The sequence below is a fragment of the Novosphingobium sp. YAF33 genome, assembly GCF_052113265.1.
Taxonomy (GTDB): domain Bacteria; phylum Pseudomonadota; class Alphaproteobacteria; order Sphingomonadales; family Sphingomonadaceae; genus Novosphingobium.
In genome coordinates this window covers 126,642-146,489 of sequence record NZ_JBFRCW010000004.1, presented here as the reverse complement: position 1 = coordinate 146,489, position 19,848 = coordinate 126,642, and the positions used below count along the sequence as shown (strand labels likewise).

The window sequence follows — 19,848 nt, the reverse complement described above, 5'->3', positions numbered from 1 at the left end:
GCGTGACCTAAGCTCTCCCGCAAAGGAAGAGAACCATTGCTGAAATCCGTTCGCGCTGCATTCCTGCTCGCCGCCGGCGCCTTGCCTTTGCTGGCGTCCCCCATGCCGGCAGCACGCGCGGCAGAACCGGATCGCGGCGCCCGTTTCAACAACTTTGCCTACCAGGGCCGCAGCCAGGACGCGGTGGAGCCCGGCCCGGGAGAATATCGTAACCCGATCCTTCCCGGCTACTATCCCGATCCTTCGGTGACGCGCGTGGGCGACACCTACTACCTCGTCAATTCCTCCTTCGCACACTATCCCGGACTGCCGGTCTTCGCTTCGTCCGACCTCGTGAACTGGCGCCAGATCGGCAACGCCATCGACCGCCCGGATCAATTCGACTTCGCGGGCCTGCGAAGCTCGCGCGGGATGTTCGCCCCGGACATCTCCTGGCATGCGGGCACGTTCTACCTGCTGGGCACTTGCGTCGATTGCGGCGGCAATTTCGTGATGACCGCGAAGGACGCCAAAGGCCCGTGGTCGGCCCCGGTCTGGCTGTCGTTCGAAGGTATCGATCCCTCGCTCTACTGGGAGGGCGACCGCGCCTTCATCGTCAACAACCGGGCGCCGAGCGGGACCGCGCTTTACGAAGGGCACCGCGCGATCTGGGTTCAGGAATTCGATTGGCACGCCGGCAAGATGGTCGGCGCAGCGACGCAGATCGTCAACGGAGGCGTGGACCTGGCACGCAAACCCGTCTGGATCGAAGGGCCGCACTTGCTCCGCCGCGACGGCCAATATTACCTCATCGCCGCGGAAGGCGGCACCGGGGAGCAGCACAGCGAAGTCGTCTTTCGCTCCCGCAGCGTGCGCGGGCCGTTCGTGCCCTGGTCCGGCAATCCCATTCTCAGCCAGAGGTCGCTCGATCCCGCGCGCGCCAACCCGGTCACTTCCGCCGGGCATGCCAAGCTCGTCGAAACGCAGGACGGCAAGTGGTGGGCAACGTTCCTCGCGACCCGGCCCTATGAGGGCGATTACTACAACATCGGCCGCGAGACATTCCTGCTCCCCGTCACCTGGCAGGATGGCTGGCCGCGTATCCTGCCGGCGGACAAGGCCATCCCGCTGGTCGCGGCTCGGCCGGACCTGCCCGCCGGCGCCGCCGCACCGGCTGCCTCGGGAGGCTACAGCTACCGCGACACGTTCGACGGCGACCGGCTGGGCATGGCCTGGATCGGCCTGCGCACGCCCCGCGCGCCGTTCTACAAGCTGGAAAACGGCTCGCTGGTACTGGAAGGCGCGACGCCGCTGGGCGACCTCTCCGCCGCCCCCGCCTTTGTGGGCAGGCGGCAGCAGCACCATGACGCCGCCATATCGGTGGACTTGCGCTACGCGCCCGCCGCCGATGGCGACCGCGCGGGACTGGCCGCCGTCCAGTCCGACAAGGCCTACCTGTTCTTCGGCCTTCTCCGCAAACAGGGCACCACCCGCGTCGCCCTTCTCGTGCGCGACGGCGATGCGCCCGAGCGTGAGATCGCTTCGCAGCCCTTCGCAGGCACCGGGCCGGTCACGCTCTTCCTCCACTTCAAAGGCGCCAGCGTGGACATCTCCTATGCCGCGGACGGGCAGCGCGCCACATTGGCGCAGACCGTCGACGTGCGCTTTCTCAGCACCAAGTCGGCAGGCGGCTTCGTAGGTACGGTGGTCGGCCCCTATGCCTGGCAAGCGCGAGCCGCCGCGGCGCGCTAGCCGCGGGGAGCGTTGCGCACTATAGAGACCGGCTCATGGCCGTAACGCGCGAAATCCGATGCTCAACCTGACGACCCTGCAACTGTTCATTCGCGTTGCGGAACTGGGGAGCCTGTCGCGGGCGGCCGACGAGGCGAACCTCGCAATCGGCGCGATCAGCCGCCGGCTCACCCAGCTGGAGCAGGACCTCGGCGTGCAACTGCTGGTCCGCAACGGGCGCGGCGTGACGCCGACGGCGGCGGGGAATGCCCTGCTGGCCCATGCCCAGCGCATCATGCGCGACATCGGGCTGGCAGTGTCCGACCTCTCCGACTACGCCAACGGTCTGAAAGGCAGCGTCGACATTCTCGCCTGCACTTCGGCGATCACCCAGTTCCTGCCCGCCGACCTCGCCGCTTTCGGCCATGCCAACGACAAGATCCGCCTGAACATCCAGGAGGTCTACTCCGCAGAGATCGTCGGCCGCCTTCGCGCCGGCGAAGCGCAAGTGGGCGTCATCATGGAAGAGCCGGGAACGGTGGGTCTCGATACCTGGAAATACCGATGCGACCGGCTCACCGTGGTCGCCCCGCCGCACTTGCTTTTCGGCACCCATTCGGTTCGCTTCCACGATCTGGCCGAGCACGAATTCGTGCAAATGGGCTACGATACCGCCAATACCCGCCTCCTCGCCCGTGCTGCCGACGAGCAGGGCTGGTCCTTCCGCCTGCGCGCCGCCGTAGACAGCTATGACGCGGTCTGCCGCATGATCCAGGCCGGCTTCGGCATCGGCGTCCTGCCCAGCGAAGCCGCCAAGAACTTCATCGTGCCCATGGGTCTCAAACTGGTGGAACTCGACGAGAACTGGGCCGAGCGCCAGATGCTGATCGCCGCCAACGGCGCCAGCCTGTCCGGCCCGGCGCGACTGCTGATCGACTTCCTGGTGGAACGCTCCGCCGGCCGCTGAAGGCCGAGGTTTCGCAATGGCCAAAGCAAATGCGGACCGCACGCTATCGCGCGCGATCCGCATTCCCGGTCAGGTCGCTCCTCCTCCCCGACGCGGTTATGACTTACTTGTTGGCAAGCGCCGCCTGCGCCGCCGCCAGGCGCGCGATCGGCACGCGGTAAGGCGAGGCCGAGACGTAATCGAGGCCGGTCTTTTCGCAGAAAGCGATGGAGGCCGGATCGCCGCCATGTTCACCGCAGATGCCCAGCTTGATATCGGGGCGCGTCTTGCGGCCACGTTCCGCGGCCAGTTCGATCAGTTCGCCGACACCGTCCACGTCGAGGCTGACGAAAGGATCGCGGGCGAAGATGCCCTTGTCGACATAATGCGTCAGGAAGCGGCTGGCATCGTCACGGCTGATGCCGATGGTCGTCTGGGTGAGATCGTTGGTGCCGAACGAGAAGAATTCGCCCAGCTCCGCGATCTCGCCCGCCTTGAGCGCAGCGCGCGGCAGTTCGATCATCGTGCCCACGAGGTAGTCCACGGTGGCGCCGCGCTCGCTGAAGACTTCGGCCGCAACGCGGTCGACAATGGCCTTCATCAGCTCCAGCTCCTTGCGGGTGGCGACCAGCGGGATCATCACTTCGGGGATCGGCGCCTCGCCGGTGTTCTCCTTGACGATGAGCGCCGCCTCGAAGATCGCGCGGGCCTGCATCTCGTAGATTTCCGGATAGGTCACGCCGAGGCGGCAGCCGCGATGGCCGAGCATCGGGTTGACCTCGTGCAGCTCCGCAGCGCGGCGCTTGAGCGTGTCTACGCTGACGCCGGCGGCACGCGCCACGTCTTCGAATTCCGCCTCGGCATGGGGCAGGAATTCGTGAAGCGGCGGATCGAGCAGGCGGATCGTTACCGGCAGACCGGCCATGACCGTGAAGATCTCCGCGAAGTCGTCACGCTGTTCGGGCAGCAGCTTGGCCAGCGCGGCGCGGCGCTCGGCCTCGCCCTCAGCCAGGATCATCTCGCGCACGGCAGTGATGCGGGCGGCATCGAAGAACATGTGTTCGGTGCGGCAGAGCCCGACACCCTCGGCGCCGAATTCGCGCGCGGTGCGGCAATCCAGCGGCGTTTCCGCATTGGCGCGGACCTTGAGACGGCGAACCTTGTCGGCCCATTCCATCAGCGTGCCGAAGTCACCGGCGAGTTCCGGCTGCACGGTGGCCACTTCGCCGGCCATGACTTCGCCGGTGGCGCCGTCGATGGTGACGGTGTCGCCTTCCTTCAGGACGCGCCCGTCGATGCGCATGGTGCGAGCGACATTGTCGATCTGCAGGCTGCCGGCGCCCGAGACGCAGGGGCGGCCCATGCCGCGCGCCACGACGGCGGCGTGGCTGGTCATGCCGCCGCGTGCGGTCAGGATACCGCGGGCGGCATGCATGCCGTGGATGTCCTCAGGGCTGGTTTCCACGCGGACAAGGATCACGGCCTTGCCCTGCTCGGCCAGCTTTTCGGCGGTATCGGCATCGAGCACGATCGCGCCCGAAGCCGCGCCCGGCGATGCAGGCAGGCCCTTGGTGAGCACGTCGCGCGGCGCATCGGGATCGAGCGTGGGGTGAAGCAGCTGGTCGAGCGCGGCGGGATCGACGCGGGCAACGGCCTCTTCCTCGCTGATGAGACCTTCGCGCGCCATGTCGACCGCGATCTTCAGCGCGGCCTTGGCAGTGCGCTTGCCCGAGCGGGTCTGGAGCATCCAGAGCTTGCCCTGCTGTACCGTGAACTCGATGTCCTGCATGTCGCGGTAGTGCTTTTCCAGCACTTCGAACACACCGGCGAGTTCGCCATAGGTCTCGGGCATGGCCTCTTCCATCGAGGCGGCCCGGGCACCGGCACGCTCGCGGGCGTCCTTGGTGAGGTACTGCGGCGTGCGGATGCCGGCGACGACGTCCTCGCCCTGGGCATTGATGAGATATTCGCCGTAGTACGCATTCTCGCCGGTGGCGGGGTCACGGGTGAAGGCGACGCCGGTGGCCGAGGTTTCGCCCATGTTGCCGAAGACCATGGCCTGCACGTTGACGGCCGTACCCCATTCGCCGGGGATGGAGTTCAGGCGGCGATAGACCTTGGCGCGGTCCGACTGCCAGGAACCGAACACGGCGCCGATCGCACCCCAGAGCTGGTCGTGCACGTCCTGCGGGAAAGGCTTGTCCCAGAGCTTCTCGACGATGGCCTTGTATTCGGCGACCAGGATCTTCCAGTCGGCAGCGGTCATCTCGGTGTCGAGGTCGTAGCCGCGATCTTCCTTCGCGATGTCCAGCGCTTCCTCGAAGGCACCGTGATCGAGTTCGAGCACGACGTCCGAATACATCTGGATGAAACGGCGATAGCTGTCCCAGGCGAAACGCTCGTCGCCCGAGGTCTGGGCGAGGCCTTCGACCGTCTGGTCATTGAGACCGAGGTTGAGCACGGTGTCCATCATGCCCGGCATCGAGATGCGCGCGCCCGAACGCACCGAGACCAGCAGCGGATCGGCGATGTTGCCGAAGGTCTTGCCGGTCACCTGCTGGATATGGGCGATGCCCTCTGCCACTTCGGCCTTCACGCTTTCGGGATAGACGCCGCCGTCCGTGTAGTAGCGCGTGCACATCTCGGTGGTGATGGTGAAGCCCGGGGGGACCGGCAGGCCGATCGCAGCCATGCCGTCGAGGTTCGCGCCCTTGCCGCCAAGGAGGTTCTTGTCGCCCTTGCCACCATCGTCGACGCCGCCACCGAAGCGATAGACGTAGCGCGTTTCAGTCAAAGCCGTCATGGATCGAAATACCTCGTTGCTGCCAGGAGCGTTATTGTGCCCGAACCGGGATTCGGCACTTTGCTGCGATGCAACGGTGTAGATGACGGGATTTTTCCGCGACGACCATCGATAAATGGCAAAGCCGGATTTCACAATTTGTGAAATCCGGCTGCACTCGCGCGCTTCAGCGGGTCGGTCTGGTTTCCGGCATTCTGAGGAATACCGGCAAGGCTCCGATGGCCACGATCGCGATCATCACGCCCGGCACGGCCTGCCAGCCCGTTGCCTTGACCAGCAATTGCGCCACGAATGGCGCCAGCCCGCCGAAGATCGCCGTCGCGGCCGTGGCACCCAGGGCCAGCCCCGAAAGACGCCCCTCGCCGGGAAACTGCTCCGCCGTCGCTACCGCCCCCACCGCGCTCACTGCGCCGCCCAGCGCCGCCAGCAACAGCGCGCCGATCAGCGCGGCCCCGTAGGATCCTTCTCCCATTGCGGCGAAGGACGCGGCGGGCAGCAGCACCGCCAGCGCGCCCACGCCGAGAAGCACCGGTCGGCGCCCAATCCGGTCGGACAGCGCGCCGATGAACGGCGTGACCAGAATGACGAGGAAGGCCGCCGCCGTGGACAGCCACAAGGCCTCGCTCTCCGCCATCACGCCGGATTCGGTGACGAATGCCGGGACATAAGTGATGCCGACGTAATATGTGATCGATCCCAGCGCGGAGATGGCGAACCCGCGCCCGATCGCAGCGCGGTGGCGGGTAAGGACGAGGCGCAGCGGTCGTTCGGGCACCGTGCGGTGGACCACCTGCCGCTCGAACTCGGGGGATTCCTCCAGCGTTGCCCGGGCCAGCAGCACGGCTCCGGCAAGGCCGGCGCCGAACAGGAAGGGTATGCGCCAGCCCCAGGCGTCGAGCGCGGCCGGAGCCAGCGCATTGACGACCAGCGCCGAGACGCCCGCCGCCAGCAGACCGCCGAGTTCGCTGGCGGCGGCCGCCGAGGACGTCACCAGACCCCGCCGCCGGCGGTGAGCGCCTTCCATCAGATAGGCGACGACGCCGGTATATTCGCCGCCGACCGAGAAGGCCATGACGCAGCGCAGGCCGAGCAGCAACCAGCCCGAAGCCGCGCCGATGCTGRCATAAGTCGGCATCGCGGCGGTGGCGAGCATGGCCGCCGTCATCAGTGCCATGGACAGCAGCATCATGCGCCTGCGTCCATAGCGATCTCCGACATGGCCGAAAACCGCCGCGCCCAGCGGCCGCATGAGATAGGCCACGGCGAACCCGCCGAGCGTGACCGAAAGCGATCCTTCGCCGCCGCCGAAGAACACCCGCGACAGCACGGTCGCCAGATAGAGGTAAAGCGTGAAATCGTACCACTCGACGATGGTCGAGAATGCGGCGATCACCATCGAGCGCCTCGAAAGAGGCCCGCGCTCCTTCCCGTCGCGACCAGCGTCGGCCTTCATCGGCCCGTGCGGCCCGCTTGATTCCTCTTTAACATGAAGCGCATGATAGCCAGGCGGCCTCGCTTGGCAAATCGCTTCCAAAGGGCTGGACTTGGACCGGTTCATCATCGATGAAACCTCTGGTTCAATGCTCTTATCATGGACAGGATCGATATTCGATGCGCCTCGACAAGTTCGATCTCAACCTGCTGATCGCGCTGGAGCTGCTGCTGGAGGAGCAGAACGTCACGCGGGCGGCGCAGCGCCTCAACCTGACACAGTCGGCCATGAGCGCGGCACTCGCGCGGCTGCGGCTGGCGCTCAACGACGAACTGCTGGTGCCGCATGGCCGGCGGATGGTGGCGACGCCCCATGCCCTGGCGCTGGCGCCGCAAGTCTCCGAAGCGGTCCGCAGCCTTCGCGCGCTCATATCCGGGGCCACGGCCTTCGATCCGGCCACCTCCGACCGCCGCTTCGAAATCGCCGCTTCCGACTACATCGCCACGATCCTGCTCAGTCCCCTGCTGCCCCAGCTCAAGACAGAAGCCCCGAACGTGGCGATCAACGTCGTACTGCCCACCCGCCAGACCAGCGCGCTGCTGGAAGACGGCAAGCTCGACTTCCAGCTCACGCCGGAACAGTTCCTCAGCGCCGACCACCCCAGCGAACTGCTGTTCGAGGAGCGCCACGTCGTGGTGGGCTGGTCGGGGAACCCCGTCTTTTCCGGCGAGATGACCGAAGAGGCCTTCCATTCCTGCGGCCATGTGGCGGTACGGATCACCGGCGTTCCCTCGTTCGCAGAGCGGCACCTGCTGGCGACCGATGACCGGCGGCGCATAGAAGTGACGGCGCCATCGTTCTCGCTGGTGCCATGGCTGCTGCCCGGCACGCACTTGCTGGCTTTGATGCATGAGCGGCTCGCCCGGCTATTTGCACCCCTGTTGCCGCTGGAAATCCGACCCGCGCCGATCGCCATGCCGCCGATGCGGGAGATGATCCAGTATCACGCGGCCCGCGCGAGCGATGCGGGCATGATCTGGTTCAAGGATCGCCTCATGGCCGCGGCTCGTCAGGATCACGGCGGTCAGGCGGGGTAGTCGGCGCTACGCCGTCCGGGGCGGCAGATCGCCTTTCGCCTGCCGGAGCGCCTCGGCAGCCCCCTGCGCTGCGAGCCAACGCGAGCAATCGGCCTGCGCATCGGGCAGCGCCCGGTGGGCGGGCGGCCCCGTCCGCGCCGGGTCCGTCTCCGCAAGAATTGCCTTCACAGCCTCCCGGGCTTCCTCCGGTGACAACGCTTCTCCGAGCAGAGTGCCCAGTTCCCGTGCGATCATCTCGGACGTCTTGCCCAGCCGAAGCTGGTGCTTGGGGAAACCCACGCTGCGCAGCAGCGCGTTAAGCCACTTGGCATCCCAGGACGGCGCACTGGCGAAGAGGTCGTGGCCGGTCAGCACCTCCACCATGCGGAGCGCCACCCGGTCATGCGGCTCTCCCTCGCGCGCAAGCTGGCTTCGGGAGATACCGTGGATGGCCTCGGCCTCCTCGTCCCAGTCCGTCCAGTCCGGGTGCGGCTGGATCAAATGGCTTTCGCAGCGCCCGTCTTCGAACACCCAGGCCACCTCGATCGGATAGCTGCGCTTCGCCAGCGAAGACGCTTCGAAATCGAGGAATACGCGCATGCCCGCTCAGCACGCCCGCGGAGGGACGCGCCGAGCCGGACCTGCGGAGCCGAAAGCGTCAGGGACCACCAACGTAGGACCCTCTCTCCACGATCACTTCGCCCTCGTCCTCGCCGTCCCAATAGTGAGCGCGCTCTGCTCCCACGCGGATCAGCACGAGGCCGGGCGTATCGACGCCGTCCTTGAACCAGCGATCGAGGTCCTTGGTCCAGTGCGCGGCGAACTGGGCCTTGTCGCGGATCAGTTCGCCCTTGCCCTCCACGGCAATGAAGAATGGCCGCATGCCCAGGATCCCGGCCTTGCCCTGGAAGCTCAGGCCGACGCGGGGATCGTCGGCGATCTCGGATACCATCGCGGCATCCTCGGTCGTGAAGAACCAGGAATCGCCGTCATATTCCACATCGCGGTTGTTGCTCATCGGCCGCGCGGCGATCGTGCCGCCGGGGCCGTGGGTGGAGAGCATCGTGAAATCTATGTCCTTCATCTTCTCGGCAAGGTCGCTGAGGGTCTTGCTGGTCATTGCAGTTCTCCCATGAGGTTGCCGAAATCAACCCGCGATGGGCGTCGATGCTCCCGAGGGAAAGACCAAGCGGGCAGGAGCGTCGCCAGCCGGAACCTTGCGGCGTTGACGGCGCTCAGCGGTCCAGCAGTTCGCGCACTTTCGCGGCCAGCGCCTGCATGGTGAACGGCTTGGAGAGCAGTTCCACGCCCTCGCCCAGCCGCCCTTCGTGCATGATCGCGTCGTGAGGGTATCCCGAGGTGTAGAGAACGCCGAGACCGGGCACGATCTCGTGGGCGGACTGCGCCAGTTCGCTGCCCGACATGCGCGGCATCACCACGTCGGTCACCAGCAGGTCCACGGGTCGATCGCGCCCGCGCAGCAAGTCGAGCGCGGCAAAGCCGTCGGCCGCCTCCAGCACGCGGTAGCCGAGATCGCAGAGCGCGCCCACGGCGTAGCGGCGCACGTCGTCATCGTCCTCGACCACCAGGATCGTCTCGGAAGGGCGGCCGAAATCCTCGGCGGCGGGATGGTAGGCCTGATCCTCTACTGCGCTTGCATCGCCGCGGGGAAGGTGAAGCACCACCCGCGTACCGCTGCCCGGCTCCGAGGCGATATCGATGCCGCCGCCCGACTGCTTGGCGAATCCATAGACCATCGACAGGCCCAGCCCCGTGCCCTTGCCCACGTCCTTGGTGGTGAAGAAGGGATCGAAGACTTTCGCCAGCGTCGCCTCGTCCATGCCAACGCCGTTGTCGACCACTTCGATGGCCACATAATCGCCGGCGGGCATGTCCCCGCCAGTGCCGGAATGGACTGCGTTGCGGGCGGTGATCCGCAGCGAACCGCCCTCGGGCATGGCGTCGCGCGCGTTGACCGCCAGGTTCAAGATCGCATTTTCAAGCTGGTGAGGATCGGCCTCGATCATCCACACGCCGGAATTCGCATCGATGGCGATGGCGATGGCTTCGGTGATCGTGCGCGAGAGCAGATCCGACATGCCCTCCAGCAAGTCGCGCACGTTCACCGCGCGCGGGTCCAGAGGCTGGCGGCGCGAGAAGGCGAGCAGGCGGTGGGTCAGTGCGGCGGCGCGCTCGGCCCCCTTCATCGCCTGTTCCAGCGAGCGCCGCACGCGCGGATCGGCCGAAGGCGCCACCCGGCGAGAGGCCATGTCGATGCTGCCGATGATGATCGTCAGGAGGTTGTTGAAGTCGTGAGCGATGCCGCCGGTAAGCTGACCGACGGCCTCCATCTTCTGCGCCTGGCGCAGGGCCTCTTCGGCATGCTGGCGTTCCGCGACTTCGGCGGCGACGCGCTGTTCCAGCGTTTCCGCCAGTTCGCGCAGCGTGGCTTCCTGCCGCTTGGCGTTGGTGACGTCGTAGATGACGCCCAGCAAACGGTAACCCGTGCCGTCCGCCTCGTACTGCACTTCGCCGCGCCGGGCGATCCAGCGCAGTTCGCCGTCGTCGCCCCTGCGGATGAGGAACTCGCCCGCCAGCGTGTCCGGAAGGGCGCCCTGCACGCCTTCGGGGATCAGCGCCAGTTCACCTTCGCTGACGACCGAATTGATCGTTCGCAGCGGTAGCCGGTCCGCCGGGTGCAGGCCCAGCAACACGCAGAATTCGGTGGAGACGGACACGGTCGCAAAGCCGTCGTTATATTCGAAAGTGCCGACCCCGCCCGCACTCTGCGCGATGCGCAGGCGTTCTTCGGTACGCTTGCGCTCGGTAACGTCGACCAGCAGGCCGGTGAAGCGCAACGGCTCGTCATCGGCATCGAGATGACATTGCCCGCGCCCGTGCATCCACAGGACCTTGCCCGCCGGCGTGACGACGCGGAACTCCTTGGAAAACAGCGAGGCCCCGGCCAGCATGCCCGCCACCGCGATGCGGATGCGCGGGCGGTCTTCGGGATGGATCGAGCGGAAGAACGTGGCGGTGGGGAAACCGTCCCGGATCTGGTCGGTGGGCAGGCCGTAGAGATCGGCGAAGCTGGCATCGAGGAACAAGCGTTCTCCGGCGATGTCCCAGTCCCAGGACCCGCTGGCCCCGGCCGCCGCAAGGACCGCGCGCAATTGCTCGTCGTTCAGGGCGCTGCCCGCGGCGCGCGCCATCCCGTTTCCGCCCTTGCCATCACCGGCGCCGCCGCCCGGTCCCCCGTCCGTGTCAGGCATCGTCGCCCACGACGCTCGCGATGAATTCGTCCAGCAGTTCCTTCAGCGTCGCCAGCGAGGGGATGTCCATCAGCATGGCGATATAGCCCCTGATGTCGCGCATGCGCACGGCGAAGTCGATGTAGAGGAACAGCACGAGCCCTTCCTCGGCGCCGGACTCGTCCACCTCGAACAGGGTGGCACCATTGCCGCGAAGCACTTCCGGGATCGTCATCGTCAACGACCGTTTCAGCATGTTCGCCATCGTCGCCAGGCAGGAATTGAGTATGACGTTGCCCGTTTCGGCCAGGGCCTCATGCTCCATCTCTACCACTTCCTCGGCGCTGAGTTCGCCGCCGGTAACGGCGCGCACCAGTTCGAGGCTGTTCGTCTCGGGAAAGATCAGGAGCGCGCGGCCCGAGAAAGGCCCGCGGAAATCCTGCCGTACCGCGATCAGCTCGGCCACTTCGCGCTCGCTGATGAGGCGCGCGGCGCGCCGGTGGCTCACCACTTCGATGGAAGGGACGGAGAGCAGAACCTGCTCGCCGATCATCTTGCGCAGGCTGGAGGCAGCGCGGCTCACCCCGATATTGACGATTTCCGTCAGCGCATCGCGTTCAAGCTCGGTAAGGGCAACCTGCTCCGGAATCATGCCCGCGTCGTTCTCAGCTTGAGCGCGGCACCCGAAAGGAAGCCCGAAAGACCATCGCTGGTCACGGGCTTGGCGATGAACGCCGCACCCACTTCGCGGGCGCGGGCGATGATCTCGTCCTGGATGTTGGCGGTGATGATCGCAATCGGCATCTCGGGCCGCATAGCGCGCAACTCGGCCGCAAGTTCCAGCCCGTCCGTCTCGCTCATGTTGAAATCGATCAGCGAGACGTCGACCGTCTCGTTTTCGATCACTTCCAGCGCCTCCCGCGCGCTGCCGGCTTCCACTTTGCTCCACTCCGGCTGGAGCTGGGCCAGGGCCTTGGATGCCACGATCCGCGCAAGCTTGCTGTCATCCACGATCATCACGGTAACCGACACGGACTGCTCCTCAATTTCTGCTGCTCATGGTGCTGCCCGCGAGGGCGATTTTCCCGACCTATAGGGCGCGATCCTGAAGGCGGGTATAACTTTCATTACAAAGCCGGCGGTTGCGGTGCGGCAAAGGACAGGCGCTGAAGCAGGGGATCGGCAAAGTCCCCCTCGATCCGCCGGGCGAACAGCGCCAGCAGTTGCAAAACCGCGAAATGCGCGCCTTCCATGGCCGAGACGTCCACGACGCGCTCAGGATCGTCCTGTAGCGCCAAAAGCAGCGGCTCCGCATCCTCGACCGGGCAGGCCCCGACCAGACGCACGATATCGCTTTCCACGACGATGCTCATGACAGCAGCTCCGGCAGATCGAGCACGAGCAGAACCCCGCCATCGGCATCGACGGCAGTGCCGCCGATGGCCGGCATCGCGGCGAGCAATCCGGAGCGTTCGCGCACGGCGGCATCCATCCGCTCGCCCACGGCGTCTACGCGCAGCGCGATCCGCTCGCCTGCCGCTCCGGTCACCACCAGCCTCGCCGCTTCGGCCCCCGGCGTGTCCTCGTGGCCCAGCAGCGCCGCCAGCGACAAAACCGGCACCGTGCGGTCGCGGATCACGCAGGCGCGGCCATGGCCAAGCTCCTGGATCTCCGCAGGGTCGATGCGCAGCGTCTCGTGGATCTGGTCCATGCGCAGGCCATAGCGCTCGCCAGCGACACGCACCGTAACCAGGCGCGTCAGGATCGCCGTGAGGGGCAGGCGGATGGCTATATCGGTGCCCTGGCCGAGCGTGCTCTCCACCTCGATCGAGCCCTGCATCCGCTCGACCGCGCGCTGCACGGCGTCCATGCCCACCCCCCGGCCCGACACGTCGGTAACCACTTGCGAGGTGGAAAAGCCCGGCGCAAAAATCAGCCGCAAGGCCTGGCGATCCGTCAGTGCCGCCGCCGCCGCCTCGTCCAGGAGGCCGCGAGCCACCGCCGCCTGCCGGATTACCGCGGCATCGATGCCCTTGCCGTCGTCCGAAAGCGCGACCGCGAGATGGTCTCCGCTGCGCTGGAAGCTCAGGCGGACGGTCCCGGTGGCAGGCTTGCCGGCCTCCGCGCGTCGCTCGGCGCTTTCGAGGCCGTGGTCGATGGCGTTGCGCACGAGATGGAGCAGCGGCTCGAAGATGGCGTCCGCCACCTGCTTGTCCACTTCCGCCCCCTCGCCGGCCAGTTCGAACCGCACGTCCTTGCCCAGCGAAGCGGCCAGTTCGCGCGCCAGACGCGGCAGACGGCGCAGGACGGGCTGCAACGGCACCCGGCGCACTTCGGCCACCGTCGAGGAAAGCCGCCCCAGCGCGCGTGACAGCTCGCCCTGAACGCGGCGCAGCTCGGCGGCCAGCGCGCGGTCCGTCACCGCCGCGCGCTCTGCCGTCGCCTCCAGGGCATTGAGCGCCACCGCGAGTTGGCCCACTTCGGCAGCGAGAACGTCCAGCCGCAAGGCCGAGACGCGCAGCATGCCGCCGCCCTCGCCCGGGTCGGCCGGGGCCGTGTCCGCCGCGCCGGGTTCGCTCTCGCCCTGGCGCAGCCGCACCACCTCGACCTGATCGGGCACCATGCGAAAGGCCGCGCGTACATCGTCCGGCTCGGCGCTGGAGAGCCCCAGCAGATGCATCGCGCAGCGAAACGGCTCGAACTGCGCGAGGTCCGGCGCGTCCGGCGCCGGTTGCAGTTCCATCGCCAGCAGGCCCGGCACCGCCCGCACGACGGTCAGGGGGTCTTCGCCGCGAAAGAAGCAATCCGGATCGGGCCTGTAGCGGAAGGCGGCCATGGCACAGGCTCCATCCGCCGCGGCAGCGCTGCGGACAATCGGTGCGGTCCAGTCCGGCAGTTCGCCGGTCGTTTCCGGCACCGCGGCGGGGCGTTCCGCTGCATCCAGCGAGGCCGCGAGCGCAAGGCTGCGCGTCTCGGCATCCGCCGGCAGCCGGCCGTCGCGTTCCACATCGTCGATCCAGCGGTCGACCTGGTCCACCGTTGCCACGAAGCCGTCGAAGTCTTCCGCCGTCAGCACCGCATCGCCGCGCCGCGCCTGATCCAGGCGCGTCTCGGCACGGTGCAGCAGGCGCTCGGCGGGCGCCATTTCGAACAGGGCCACCGAGCCCTTCAGCGTGTGGACCGCGCGGAACAGGCTGTCGAGCACGTCGCGGCGTTCGGGCTGGCGCGCCAGGGCCACCAGATCGCCTTGCACCTGTGCCACGAGATCCCGTCCCTCGATCAGGAACTGTTCGAGCAATTCGTCCATCATGAGCGACGATAGACGATCGCGTCGTCAAGGCGAACGAGATTGAAGCGATCGTCGATCCGGGTCATCGATTCGCTGTGACCAAGGCAAAGATAGCCGCCCCGGCGCAGCGCACCATGCAGGTTGTCCGCCGCCACCTGCCTGCCTGCCTCGTCGAAATAGATCAGGAGATTGCGGCAGAGGATCACGTCGAACTGGCCCTGTGCGGCCATGGAACTGGCGTCAATCAGATTGGCGTAGGCAAAATGCACGGATTCGCGCAAGTCCGCGATCAGGCGATAGTGCCGCTCGTCCCGCTCGAAATAGGCCGCCCGCAGTTCTTCGGGCATGCGGGCCACGGCGCGCTCGCCATAGTCGCCCTCGCGCGCGGCGGCGAGCGCGGCGGTGTCGATGTCGGAGCCGACGATCTCGATGTTATAGGCATCCACCAGCGGCCAGAATTCGAGCAGCCAGATCGCGATGGAATAGGCTTCCTCGCCCGTTGCGCAGGGCATCGACCAGATGCGGATGCGGTCGCCGGGAATGCGCGTGCGGGCCAGTTCCGGCAGGATCGTATTGGCGAGCGCCGCGAACTGGTGTTCCTCGCGGAAGAAATAGGTTTCGTTGATGGTGACGGCATTGATCAGTTGCTGCCGTTCTTCCGCGTCGGTCAGGAGGCGGGTGAAATAGGCGCGGACATCGGGCGATCCGGTGCGCCGGATCCGATCCACCAGTCGGCGCTCGATATAATAGGTCTTGTTCGGGCCGAAAGTCATGCCGGTCCAGCCGCGCAGCAAGTCGCTGATGCGCGCGATATCGGCGTTCTCGACGCCCGAACCCGGCGAAATGCCCGTTCCGGTATCCGTCATGCGCCGGCCCAGTCGAGCAACTGGCCGGCGATGCGGTCCATCGGCAATACCAGGTCAGCGCCGTCCAGCGCGACCAGCGCCCCCGGCATGCCCCAGACGACGGCGCTGTCGGCGTCCTGCGCGATCRCGCGGCCACCCTCGCGCCGCATGCGCGCCATGGCCTGCGCCCCGTCGTTGCCCATGCCGGTGAGCAGTACCCCCACCAGGGCCTCGGCGCCCAGCACATCGCATGCGGAATCGACGAGCCGATCCGTGCTCGGGTGCCAGGCCAAGTCGGCGCGGGCGGGCGCGGCCAGCACGAAGGCCTCTCCCCGGCGGCGTGACAGGATCACGTCGGCATCGCCGCGGCCGATATAGACATGCCCCGGCAGCAGCGGTTCCGCGCCGGTCACTTCGCTGACGGTCAGCGCGCATTGCCGGTCGAGCCTGCGGGCGAGCGGCCCGGTGAAGCTGGCCGGCATGTGCTGCGCGATGACAATGGGCCAGGGGAAGTCCGCCGGCAGCGGCTGCAGCAAGGCATCGAGCGCGGGCGGGCCGCCTGTAGAGGAACCGACGATCACCGCGGAAATGCCGTCCAGCGGTTCGGCGCCCGGCAGCTGGGCCGGTTCCCTCCCGACAAGCTGCGTCTCAGCGGCATGCCCGGTCCTCATCGCAGAAGCGCGCGCATGAGCCCTTGCCCGCAGGCGGTCGGCCAGACGCACGAAGCGCGGCAGGCGCGCAGACGCCGCCGCGCGCACTTTTTCCACGAGCGGGTCGGCGATCCGGTCGATCTCCAGCGAGATCGGCCCCTCGGGTTTGGCCACGAAATCGACCGCACCCAGCGACAGCGCCTCCAGGGTCTCGTCGGCGCCCTCCTGCGTCAGTGCCGAGACCATGACGACCGGACAGGGCCGCTCCACCATGATCCGGTCGAGACAGGCGAGCCCATCCATCTGCGGCATGTGAACGTCCATCGTCACCACATCGGGCGCAAAAGTGGAAAGCATGGCCAGCGCCTCGGCGCCATCGCGCGCGACTGCGATCTCGAACCCGCCGTCCTCGCGGAAAAGCTGGACGAGCAGTTTGCGCATCAGCGCGGAATCGTCGACGATCAGCAGCCGGATCGTGGTCAACGCACCGCCTCCAGCAGATCGCGCCCGGCCGCGTCGATCAGGGTCAGGGGCGAGACCAGCAGGGCGATGCGCTCTCCCGCGCCGGCACCATCGGCCAGGCGCACATAACCCTCGAAGATCGCGTCCGCCTCGCCGCCGGCCTCTGGATGCTCGATGGCCGCGTTCGTCAGCCTGATGAGGCCGTCCACGCGTTCGACCAGCAGGCCGACGACATCCCCGCCCTGCCGCGCGAGCACGAGGCGCCTGCCCTCCCGTTCCGCCACCGATCCGCCGCCGAGCCGCATGGAAACATCGATCACCGGCACTGCAGACCCGCGCACATTGACCATGCCTGATAGCCAGCCCGGCGCATCGGGAATGGCCGAGAGAACCGGCACCCGCGCCACCCCTTCCACGGAGCCGAGCGGCATCGCCAGCCGGTTTCCACCCGCTCGCAAGGCAAGGTAGGCGCTCTCCGCCTCCACAGCCGCGGTGGTCACATCCGGCAAGTCGGGAAGCGCCTCCATCCCGGCCACCGCCTCGGCATCGAGCAAATGATCGGCATCGAGCACGGAAATCAGGCGCTCGCCCGAACCGGGACGGCAGATCGCCTGGATCGAAGTCTCCGCATCCCCGCGCAGCAGCACGCCCGGCACCGGCTCCAGGCGCCCATGCTCGACATGAACGACATTGCGCACCCGTTCCGTCACCAGCCCTACCCGGCCCGCGCCGACGCGCACGACCACGATCTGCTCGCGCGCGGCAGGGACTTCGGCCTCGAAACCCAGCAGGCGGGCCAGCGAGAACAGCGGCAAAAGGCTGCCGCGATGTTCGATGGCCCCCAGCGCCGTTGCCGCCGCTCCGGGAACGACGGCAAGATCGGCGGGCTTCGTCAGAACTTCCTGCACCTGATCGGCGGGCAAGGCGAAGCGCTGGCCGGCCAGATCCATGACCAGAAGTGCCAGGCGCTCGTCCCGCACCGCTTCGCCGCGCTCCGCATGGAGCGGTGCATGGCGCGCAGCGCGTCGCTCCGGAGCCGGAAAACTGGCCGCGAGCAGCGCATCGAGGTCCAGGTTCTCGCTATCCCCTCTTGCGCCGAGGCCCAGAACGGCATCCACCGCCAGCGCCACAGGCCGGGCGCCGTCCAGCAGCAAGGCCCGCGCGGGCGCCCCTTCGCCGGCCCCATTCCTGGCATCCCCGAGCGCGAGAACGGGCAGGATGTGCCCCCGAAAGTTGCCAAGGCCCAGCAACCTGGCGGCACCGAACGGCACCGGGGTCAGTCGCGGCAGAGCCGAGATTTCGCGAACCAGGCGGGCAGGCAGGGCCATTCGCCGACCGCCCGCCACGAAATTGAGAACCGTATCTTCGCTTTCGGCCGCCGCCCGCGCGGACACGGACCGATCAGGCGCCGCGGTCGAGTGAAACGGCCAGCGCCGCGATGTCCTCGATCGCCGCCGCCAGTTCTTCCGCGCCTTGCGCCTGCTGGCGGGCGGCAGCGCTGGCCTGCCGGGCTGCGCCTGCGGCGAGTTCGGCGGCCGAGGCGATCTGGTCGCTGCCGCTGCGGATCTCGCGCACGGCGTGCAGGATCGCCTGCGCTCCGCCGAGAATGGCGGCATTTCCGCGCCCGGTCTCGGAAAGGTTTTCGGCCATGACGGAGAAACGCTCGATCATCGCGCGGTTCCGCCCGCCTTCGGTTTCAGCGGCGCCCACGATCTGGTCGAGATCGCTGCGTACGAGGGTCAAGTGGTCCTGGATGGCGCGCACCGCGTCCTTGACGTCTTGCGCATTGGCAGCCGCCTCTCGCGCAAGCTTGCGAATATCGCCGGTCACGGTCGAGAAACCGGCGCCGGCACTACCCGCTCGGGTCGCTTCCACCGCGCCGTTGACCGCGAGCATGTTGGTCTGGAGCGCGACCAGTGCCAGGCCGTCGCCGATCTTCTCGATCCGGCGGCCGGTGTCGCCGATCGTGCCGAGCGACGACAGCACCGCGCGGGTTTCCTCGACACTTTCGGTGACGCCGGACACCAGGGCCATCACCTGGGTGCTGCCCTGCTCGGTCGTGGCGATCACTGCGGCGATGCCCGTGCTGGCCTCTTCCGCGCGTTCCTGGGCGGATATAGCCGCCTTTTCGATCTGCACCATCGCCGCGCTGGCCTGCAAGGTGGCTGCGCCCTGGATCTGTGCGCCGCGCGAAATCTGCTCGATGGCCACGAGGATCTCGCCCGCCGCGCCGGACAGTTCCTGCACGGTGGCCGAAAGCTCTTCGGCGGCCGCCGCGATCTGCTCGGCCGCGCCGCTTTCCTGGCCCTGCCCGGCGTTCTCTGCGCCGACTTCGCCCGAAAGCCGGTCTGCCAGCACTGCCAGCGTCTCGGCGGTCTGCTGGCTCTGCTCCAGCGAGGCCGCCTGCTGCTCCACGGCCTGCCGCGCTTCTGCCGCTGCCGCCGATTGCTCCTCGGCCGCGGCGGCGATCTGCTCCGCGCCCTTCTCCGCCTCGGTGGCGGCGCTGTCGGCCTCCATGGCGGCCAGCGCGATATCCTGCGCGCCCTTCCCGAGCGAGGACAGCCGCCCGCGCGCCTCTTGAAGATCGTTCACCAGCGCCCGCCCGCCATCGGCCTGACCGATGGCAACCGTGGCGGCACGGCGGATGCGCTCGGCCACCTGGCGGATTTCGGAGACGATGCTGTCACCCAGGCTGCGGATTTCCGCGGCGTTCCGCTCCGAATCGTCGGCCAGTTCCCGCACTTCGTCGGCGATGATCGCGAAGCCTCTTCCCGCCTCGTCGGCGCGCGCCGCCTCGATCGCGGCGTTGAGCGCCAGCATCCCGGTCTGCTCCGAAAGGTCCGCCACCGTGCCGCCGATCGCGATGATCGACGCGGCCGTGGCCTCCAGCTTCTCGACAAGCTGGACCGATCCCAGCTGCCGCTCGCCATTCAGGACGATCGCCGCGACCGAAGCGTCGATCTGTGTCGCCGCTTCGGCAAAGCCCGACTGCACCAGTTCGATGTGCCGCTGCGCAGCACCCGCGCGCTCGCTGGATTCGCGGAAATTGCCCCGCAGGCTGGCGATCAGCCCAAGCGATTCCTGGGCCGCGCCTGCCGCTTCTTCGGCCGAGACGGAAATGTGATCGGCCGCCCGCTGGAGTTCTCCCGCAGCGCTCGCCGCCTCGGTAAGCCCGCTGGCGAGTTCCTGCGTCGCCTCGTCCAGCCGTTCGAGCACGGTGACCGCGCGCCGCCCTCCACGGGCCGATGCCGCGGCCGTGCGCGGCACCGCCTGCGGGGCGACCGTATCGGTGCCGGAGCCCGTGGGGGCCGTCTTGCGGGCGGCCAGCGCGGATTTCTTGACTAGGGGCATGGAAGACCTCTCAGATGACCCGGCAGCGGATGG

Annotated in this window: 16 protein-coding genes; 3 read left to right on the top strand and 13 right to left on the bottom strand. The window is 67.7% G+C overall.

All coding sequences use genetic code 11. The features are described 5' to 3' along the window. The first annotated feature begins 36 nt into the window (after positions 1-36). Positions 37-1,731 (top strand): glycoside hydrolase family 43 protein, encoded by a 1,695-nt coding sequence (locus AB4Z00_RS10050; RefSeq protein WP_442045814.1) that lies wholly within the window; start codon positions 37-39, stop codon positions 1,729-1,731. Positions 1,732-1,789: 58 nt separating this feature from the next. Beyond that, positions 1,790-2,677, top strand: coding sequence for a LysR family transcriptional regulator (locus AB4Z00_RS10045; protein WP_132265937.1), 888 nt, complete (start codon positions 1,790-1,792; stop codon positions 2,675-2,677). A 103-nt stretch (positions 2,678-2,780) separates the two neighbouring features. Here AB4Z00_RS10045 and ppdK read toward each other — a convergent pair whose 3' ends face one another. Both ppdK and AB4Z00_RS10035 read right to left on the bottom strand, forming a co-directional pair. Continuing rightward, positions 2,781-5,459 carry a pyruvate, phosphate dikinase gene (gene ppdK, locus AB4Z00_RS10040; protein WP_314466592.1) on the bottom strand — a complete coding sequence of 893 codons (2,679 nt, stop codon included), beginning with the start codon at positions 5,457-5,459 and terminating at the stop codon, positions 2,781-2,783. Between the two features lie 166 nt (positions 5,460-5,625). Then, on the bottom strand, positions 5,626-6,855 hold the full coding sequence (locus AB4Z00_RS10035) for an MFS transporter (RefSeq protein WP_442045813.1): 1,230 nt from the start codon (positions 6,853-6,855) through the stop codon (positions 5,626-5,628). A 215-nt stretch (positions 6,856-7,070) separates the two neighbouring features. On the opposite strand from AB4Z00_RS10035, the gene AB4Z00_RS10030 reads away from it, so the two are divergent. Continuing rightward, on the top strand, positions 7,071-7,988 hold the full coding sequence (locus tag AB4Z00_RS10030) for a LysR family transcriptional regulator (RefSeq protein ID WP_442045812.1): 918 nt from the start codon (positions 7,071-7,073) through the stop codon (positions 7,986-7,988). Positions 7,989-7,994: 6 nt separating this feature from the next. Here AB4Z00_RS10030 and AB4Z00_RS10025 read toward each other — a convergent pair whose 3' ends face one another. The 11 genes from AB4Z00_RS10025 to AB4Z00_RS09975 all read right to left on the bottom strand — a co-directional run bounded on the left by AB4Z00_RS10025 (position 7,995) and on the right by AB4Z00_RS09975 (position 19,815). Beyond that, on the bottom strand, positions 7,995-8,567 hold the full coding sequence (locus AB4Z00_RS10025) for a 3'-5' exonuclease (protein WP_442045811.1): 573 nt from the start codon (positions 8,565-8,567) through the stop codon (positions 7,995-7,997). Positions 8,568-8,625: 58 nt separating this feature from the next. Beyond that, the gene (locus AB4Z00_RS10020) at positions 8,626-9,087 is read right to left on the bottom strand and encodes a pyridoxamine 5'-phosphate oxidase family protein (RefSeq protein ID WP_442045810.1); all 462 of its coding nucleotides are present in this window, start codon (positions 9,085-9,087) and stop codon (positions 8,626-8,628) included. Positions 9,088-9,202: 115 nt separating this feature from the next. Then, a complete protein-coding gene (locus AB4Z00_RS10015) occupies positions 9,203-11,239 on the bottom strand; it encodes an ATP-binding protein (protein ID WP_442045809.1) in 2,037 nt (678 codons plus the stop codon). Then, positions 11,232-11,870 carry a chemotaxis protein CheX gene (locus AB4Z00_RS10010; RefSeq protein ID WP_132265945.1) on the bottom strand — a complete coding sequence of 213 codons (639 nt, stop codon included), beginning with the start codon at positions 11,868-11,870 and terminating at the stop codon, positions 11,232-11,234. The genes AB4Z00_RS10015 and AB4Z00_RS10010 overlap by 8 nt, the downstream gene beginning before the upstream one ends. Further along, complete coding sequence (locus AB4Z00_RS10005; protein ID WP_132265947.1) at positions 11,867-12,250, bottom strand: response regulator; 384 nt, start codon at positions 12,248-12,250, stop codon at positions 11,867-11,869. Before AB4Z00_RS10005 ends, AB4Z00_RS10010 begins: the two co-directional genes overlap by 4 nt. Before the next feature lie 95 nt (positions 12,251-12,345). Further along, positions 12,346-12,591, bottom strand: coding sequence for a hypothetical protein (locus AB4Z00_RS10000; RefSeq protein WP_442045808.1), 246 nt, complete (start codon positions 12,589-12,591; stop codon positions 12,346-12,348). Further along, the gene (locus AB4Z00_RS09995; protein WP_442045976.1) at positions 12,588-14,525 is read right to left on the bottom strand and encodes a chemotaxis protein CheA; all 1,938 of its coding nucleotides are present in this window, start codon (positions 14,523-14,525) and stop codon (positions 12,588-12,590) included. The genes AB4Z00_RS10000 and AB4Z00_RS09995 overlap by 4 nt, the downstream gene beginning before the upstream one ends. Continuing rightward, on the bottom strand, positions 14,525-15,373 hold the full coding sequence (locus AB4Z00_RS09990; RefSeq protein ID WP_442045807.1) for a CheR family methyltransferase: 849 nt from the start codon (positions 15,371-15,373) through the stop codon (positions 14,525-14,527). Before AB4Z00_RS09990 ends, AB4Z00_RS09995 begins: the two co-directional genes overlap by 1 nt. Next, positions 15,370-16,443 (bottom strand): chemotaxis-specific protein-glutamate methyltransferase CheB, encoded by a 1,074-nt coding sequence (cheB, locus tag AB4Z00_RS09985; protein ID WP_442045975.1) that lies wholly within the window; start codon positions 16,441-16,443, stop codon positions 15,370-15,372. Before cheB ends, AB4Z00_RS09990 begins: the two co-directional genes overlap by 4 nt. Before the next feature lie 38 nt (positions 16,444-16,481). Continuing rightward, complete coding sequence (locus tag AB4Z00_RS09980; protein ID WP_442045974.1) at positions 16,482-17,810, bottom strand: chemotaxis protein CheW; 1,329 nt, start codon at positions 17,808-17,810, stop codon at positions 16,482-16,484. Positions 17,811-17,865: 55 nt separating this feature from the next. After that, on the bottom strand, positions 17,866-19,815 hold the full coding sequence (locus AB4Z00_RS09975) for a methyl-accepting chemotaxis protein (RefSeq protein ID WP_442045806.1): 1,950 nt from the start codon (positions 19,813-19,815) through the stop codon (positions 17,866-17,868). Between the last annotated feature and the right edge of the window lie 33 nt (positions 19,816-19,848).

Bases quoted from the DNA above. Each gene is read 5' to 3' on its own strand.
- AB4Z00_RS10030 (WP_442045812.1), top strand. From the start codon at position 7,071: ATGCGCCTCGACAAGTTCGATCTCAACCTGCTGATCGCGCTGGAGCTG.
- AB4Z00_RS10045 (WP_132265937.1), top strand. From the start codon at position 1,790: ATGCTCAACCTGACGACCCTGCAACTGTTCATTCGCGTTGCGGAACTG.
- AB4Z00_RS10015 (WP_442045809.1), bottom strand. From the start codon at position 11,239: ATGCCTGACACGGACGGGGGACCGGGCGGCGGCGCCGGTGATGGCAAG.
- AB4Z00_RS09995 (WP_442045976.1), bottom strand. From the start codon at position 14,525: ATGGACGAATTGCTCGAACAGTTCCTGATCGAGGGACGGGATCTCGTG.
- AB4Z00_RS09990 (WP_442045807.1), bottom strand. From the start codon at position 15,373: ATGACGGATACCGGAACGGGCATTTCGCCGGGTTCGGGCGTCGAGAAC.
- AB4Z00_RS10010 (WP_132265945.1), bottom strand. From the start codon at position 11,870: ATGATTCCGGAGCAGGTTGCCCTTACCGAGCTTGAACGCGATGCGCTG.
- AB4Z00_RS09975 (WP_442045806.1), bottom strand. From the start codon at position 19,815: ATGCCCCTAGTCAAGAAATCCGCGCTGGCCGCCCGCAAGACGGCCCCC.
- AB4Z00_RS10025 (WP_442045811.1), bottom strand. From the start codon at position 8,567: ATGCGCGTATTCCTCGATTTCGAAGCGTCTTCGCTGGCGAAGCGCAGC.
- ppdK (WP_314466592.1), bottom strand. From the start codon at position 5,459: ATGACGGCTTTGACTGAAACGCGCTACGTCTATCGCTTCGGTGGCGGC.
- AB4Z00_RS10020 (WP_442045810.1), bottom strand. From the start codon at position 9,087: ATGACCAGCAAGACCCTCAGCGACCTTGCCGAGAAGATGAAGGACATA.
- AB4Z00_RS10000 (WP_442045808.1), bottom strand. From the start codon at position 12,591: ATGAGCATCGTCGTGGAAAGCGATATCGTGCGTCTGGTCGGGGCCTGC.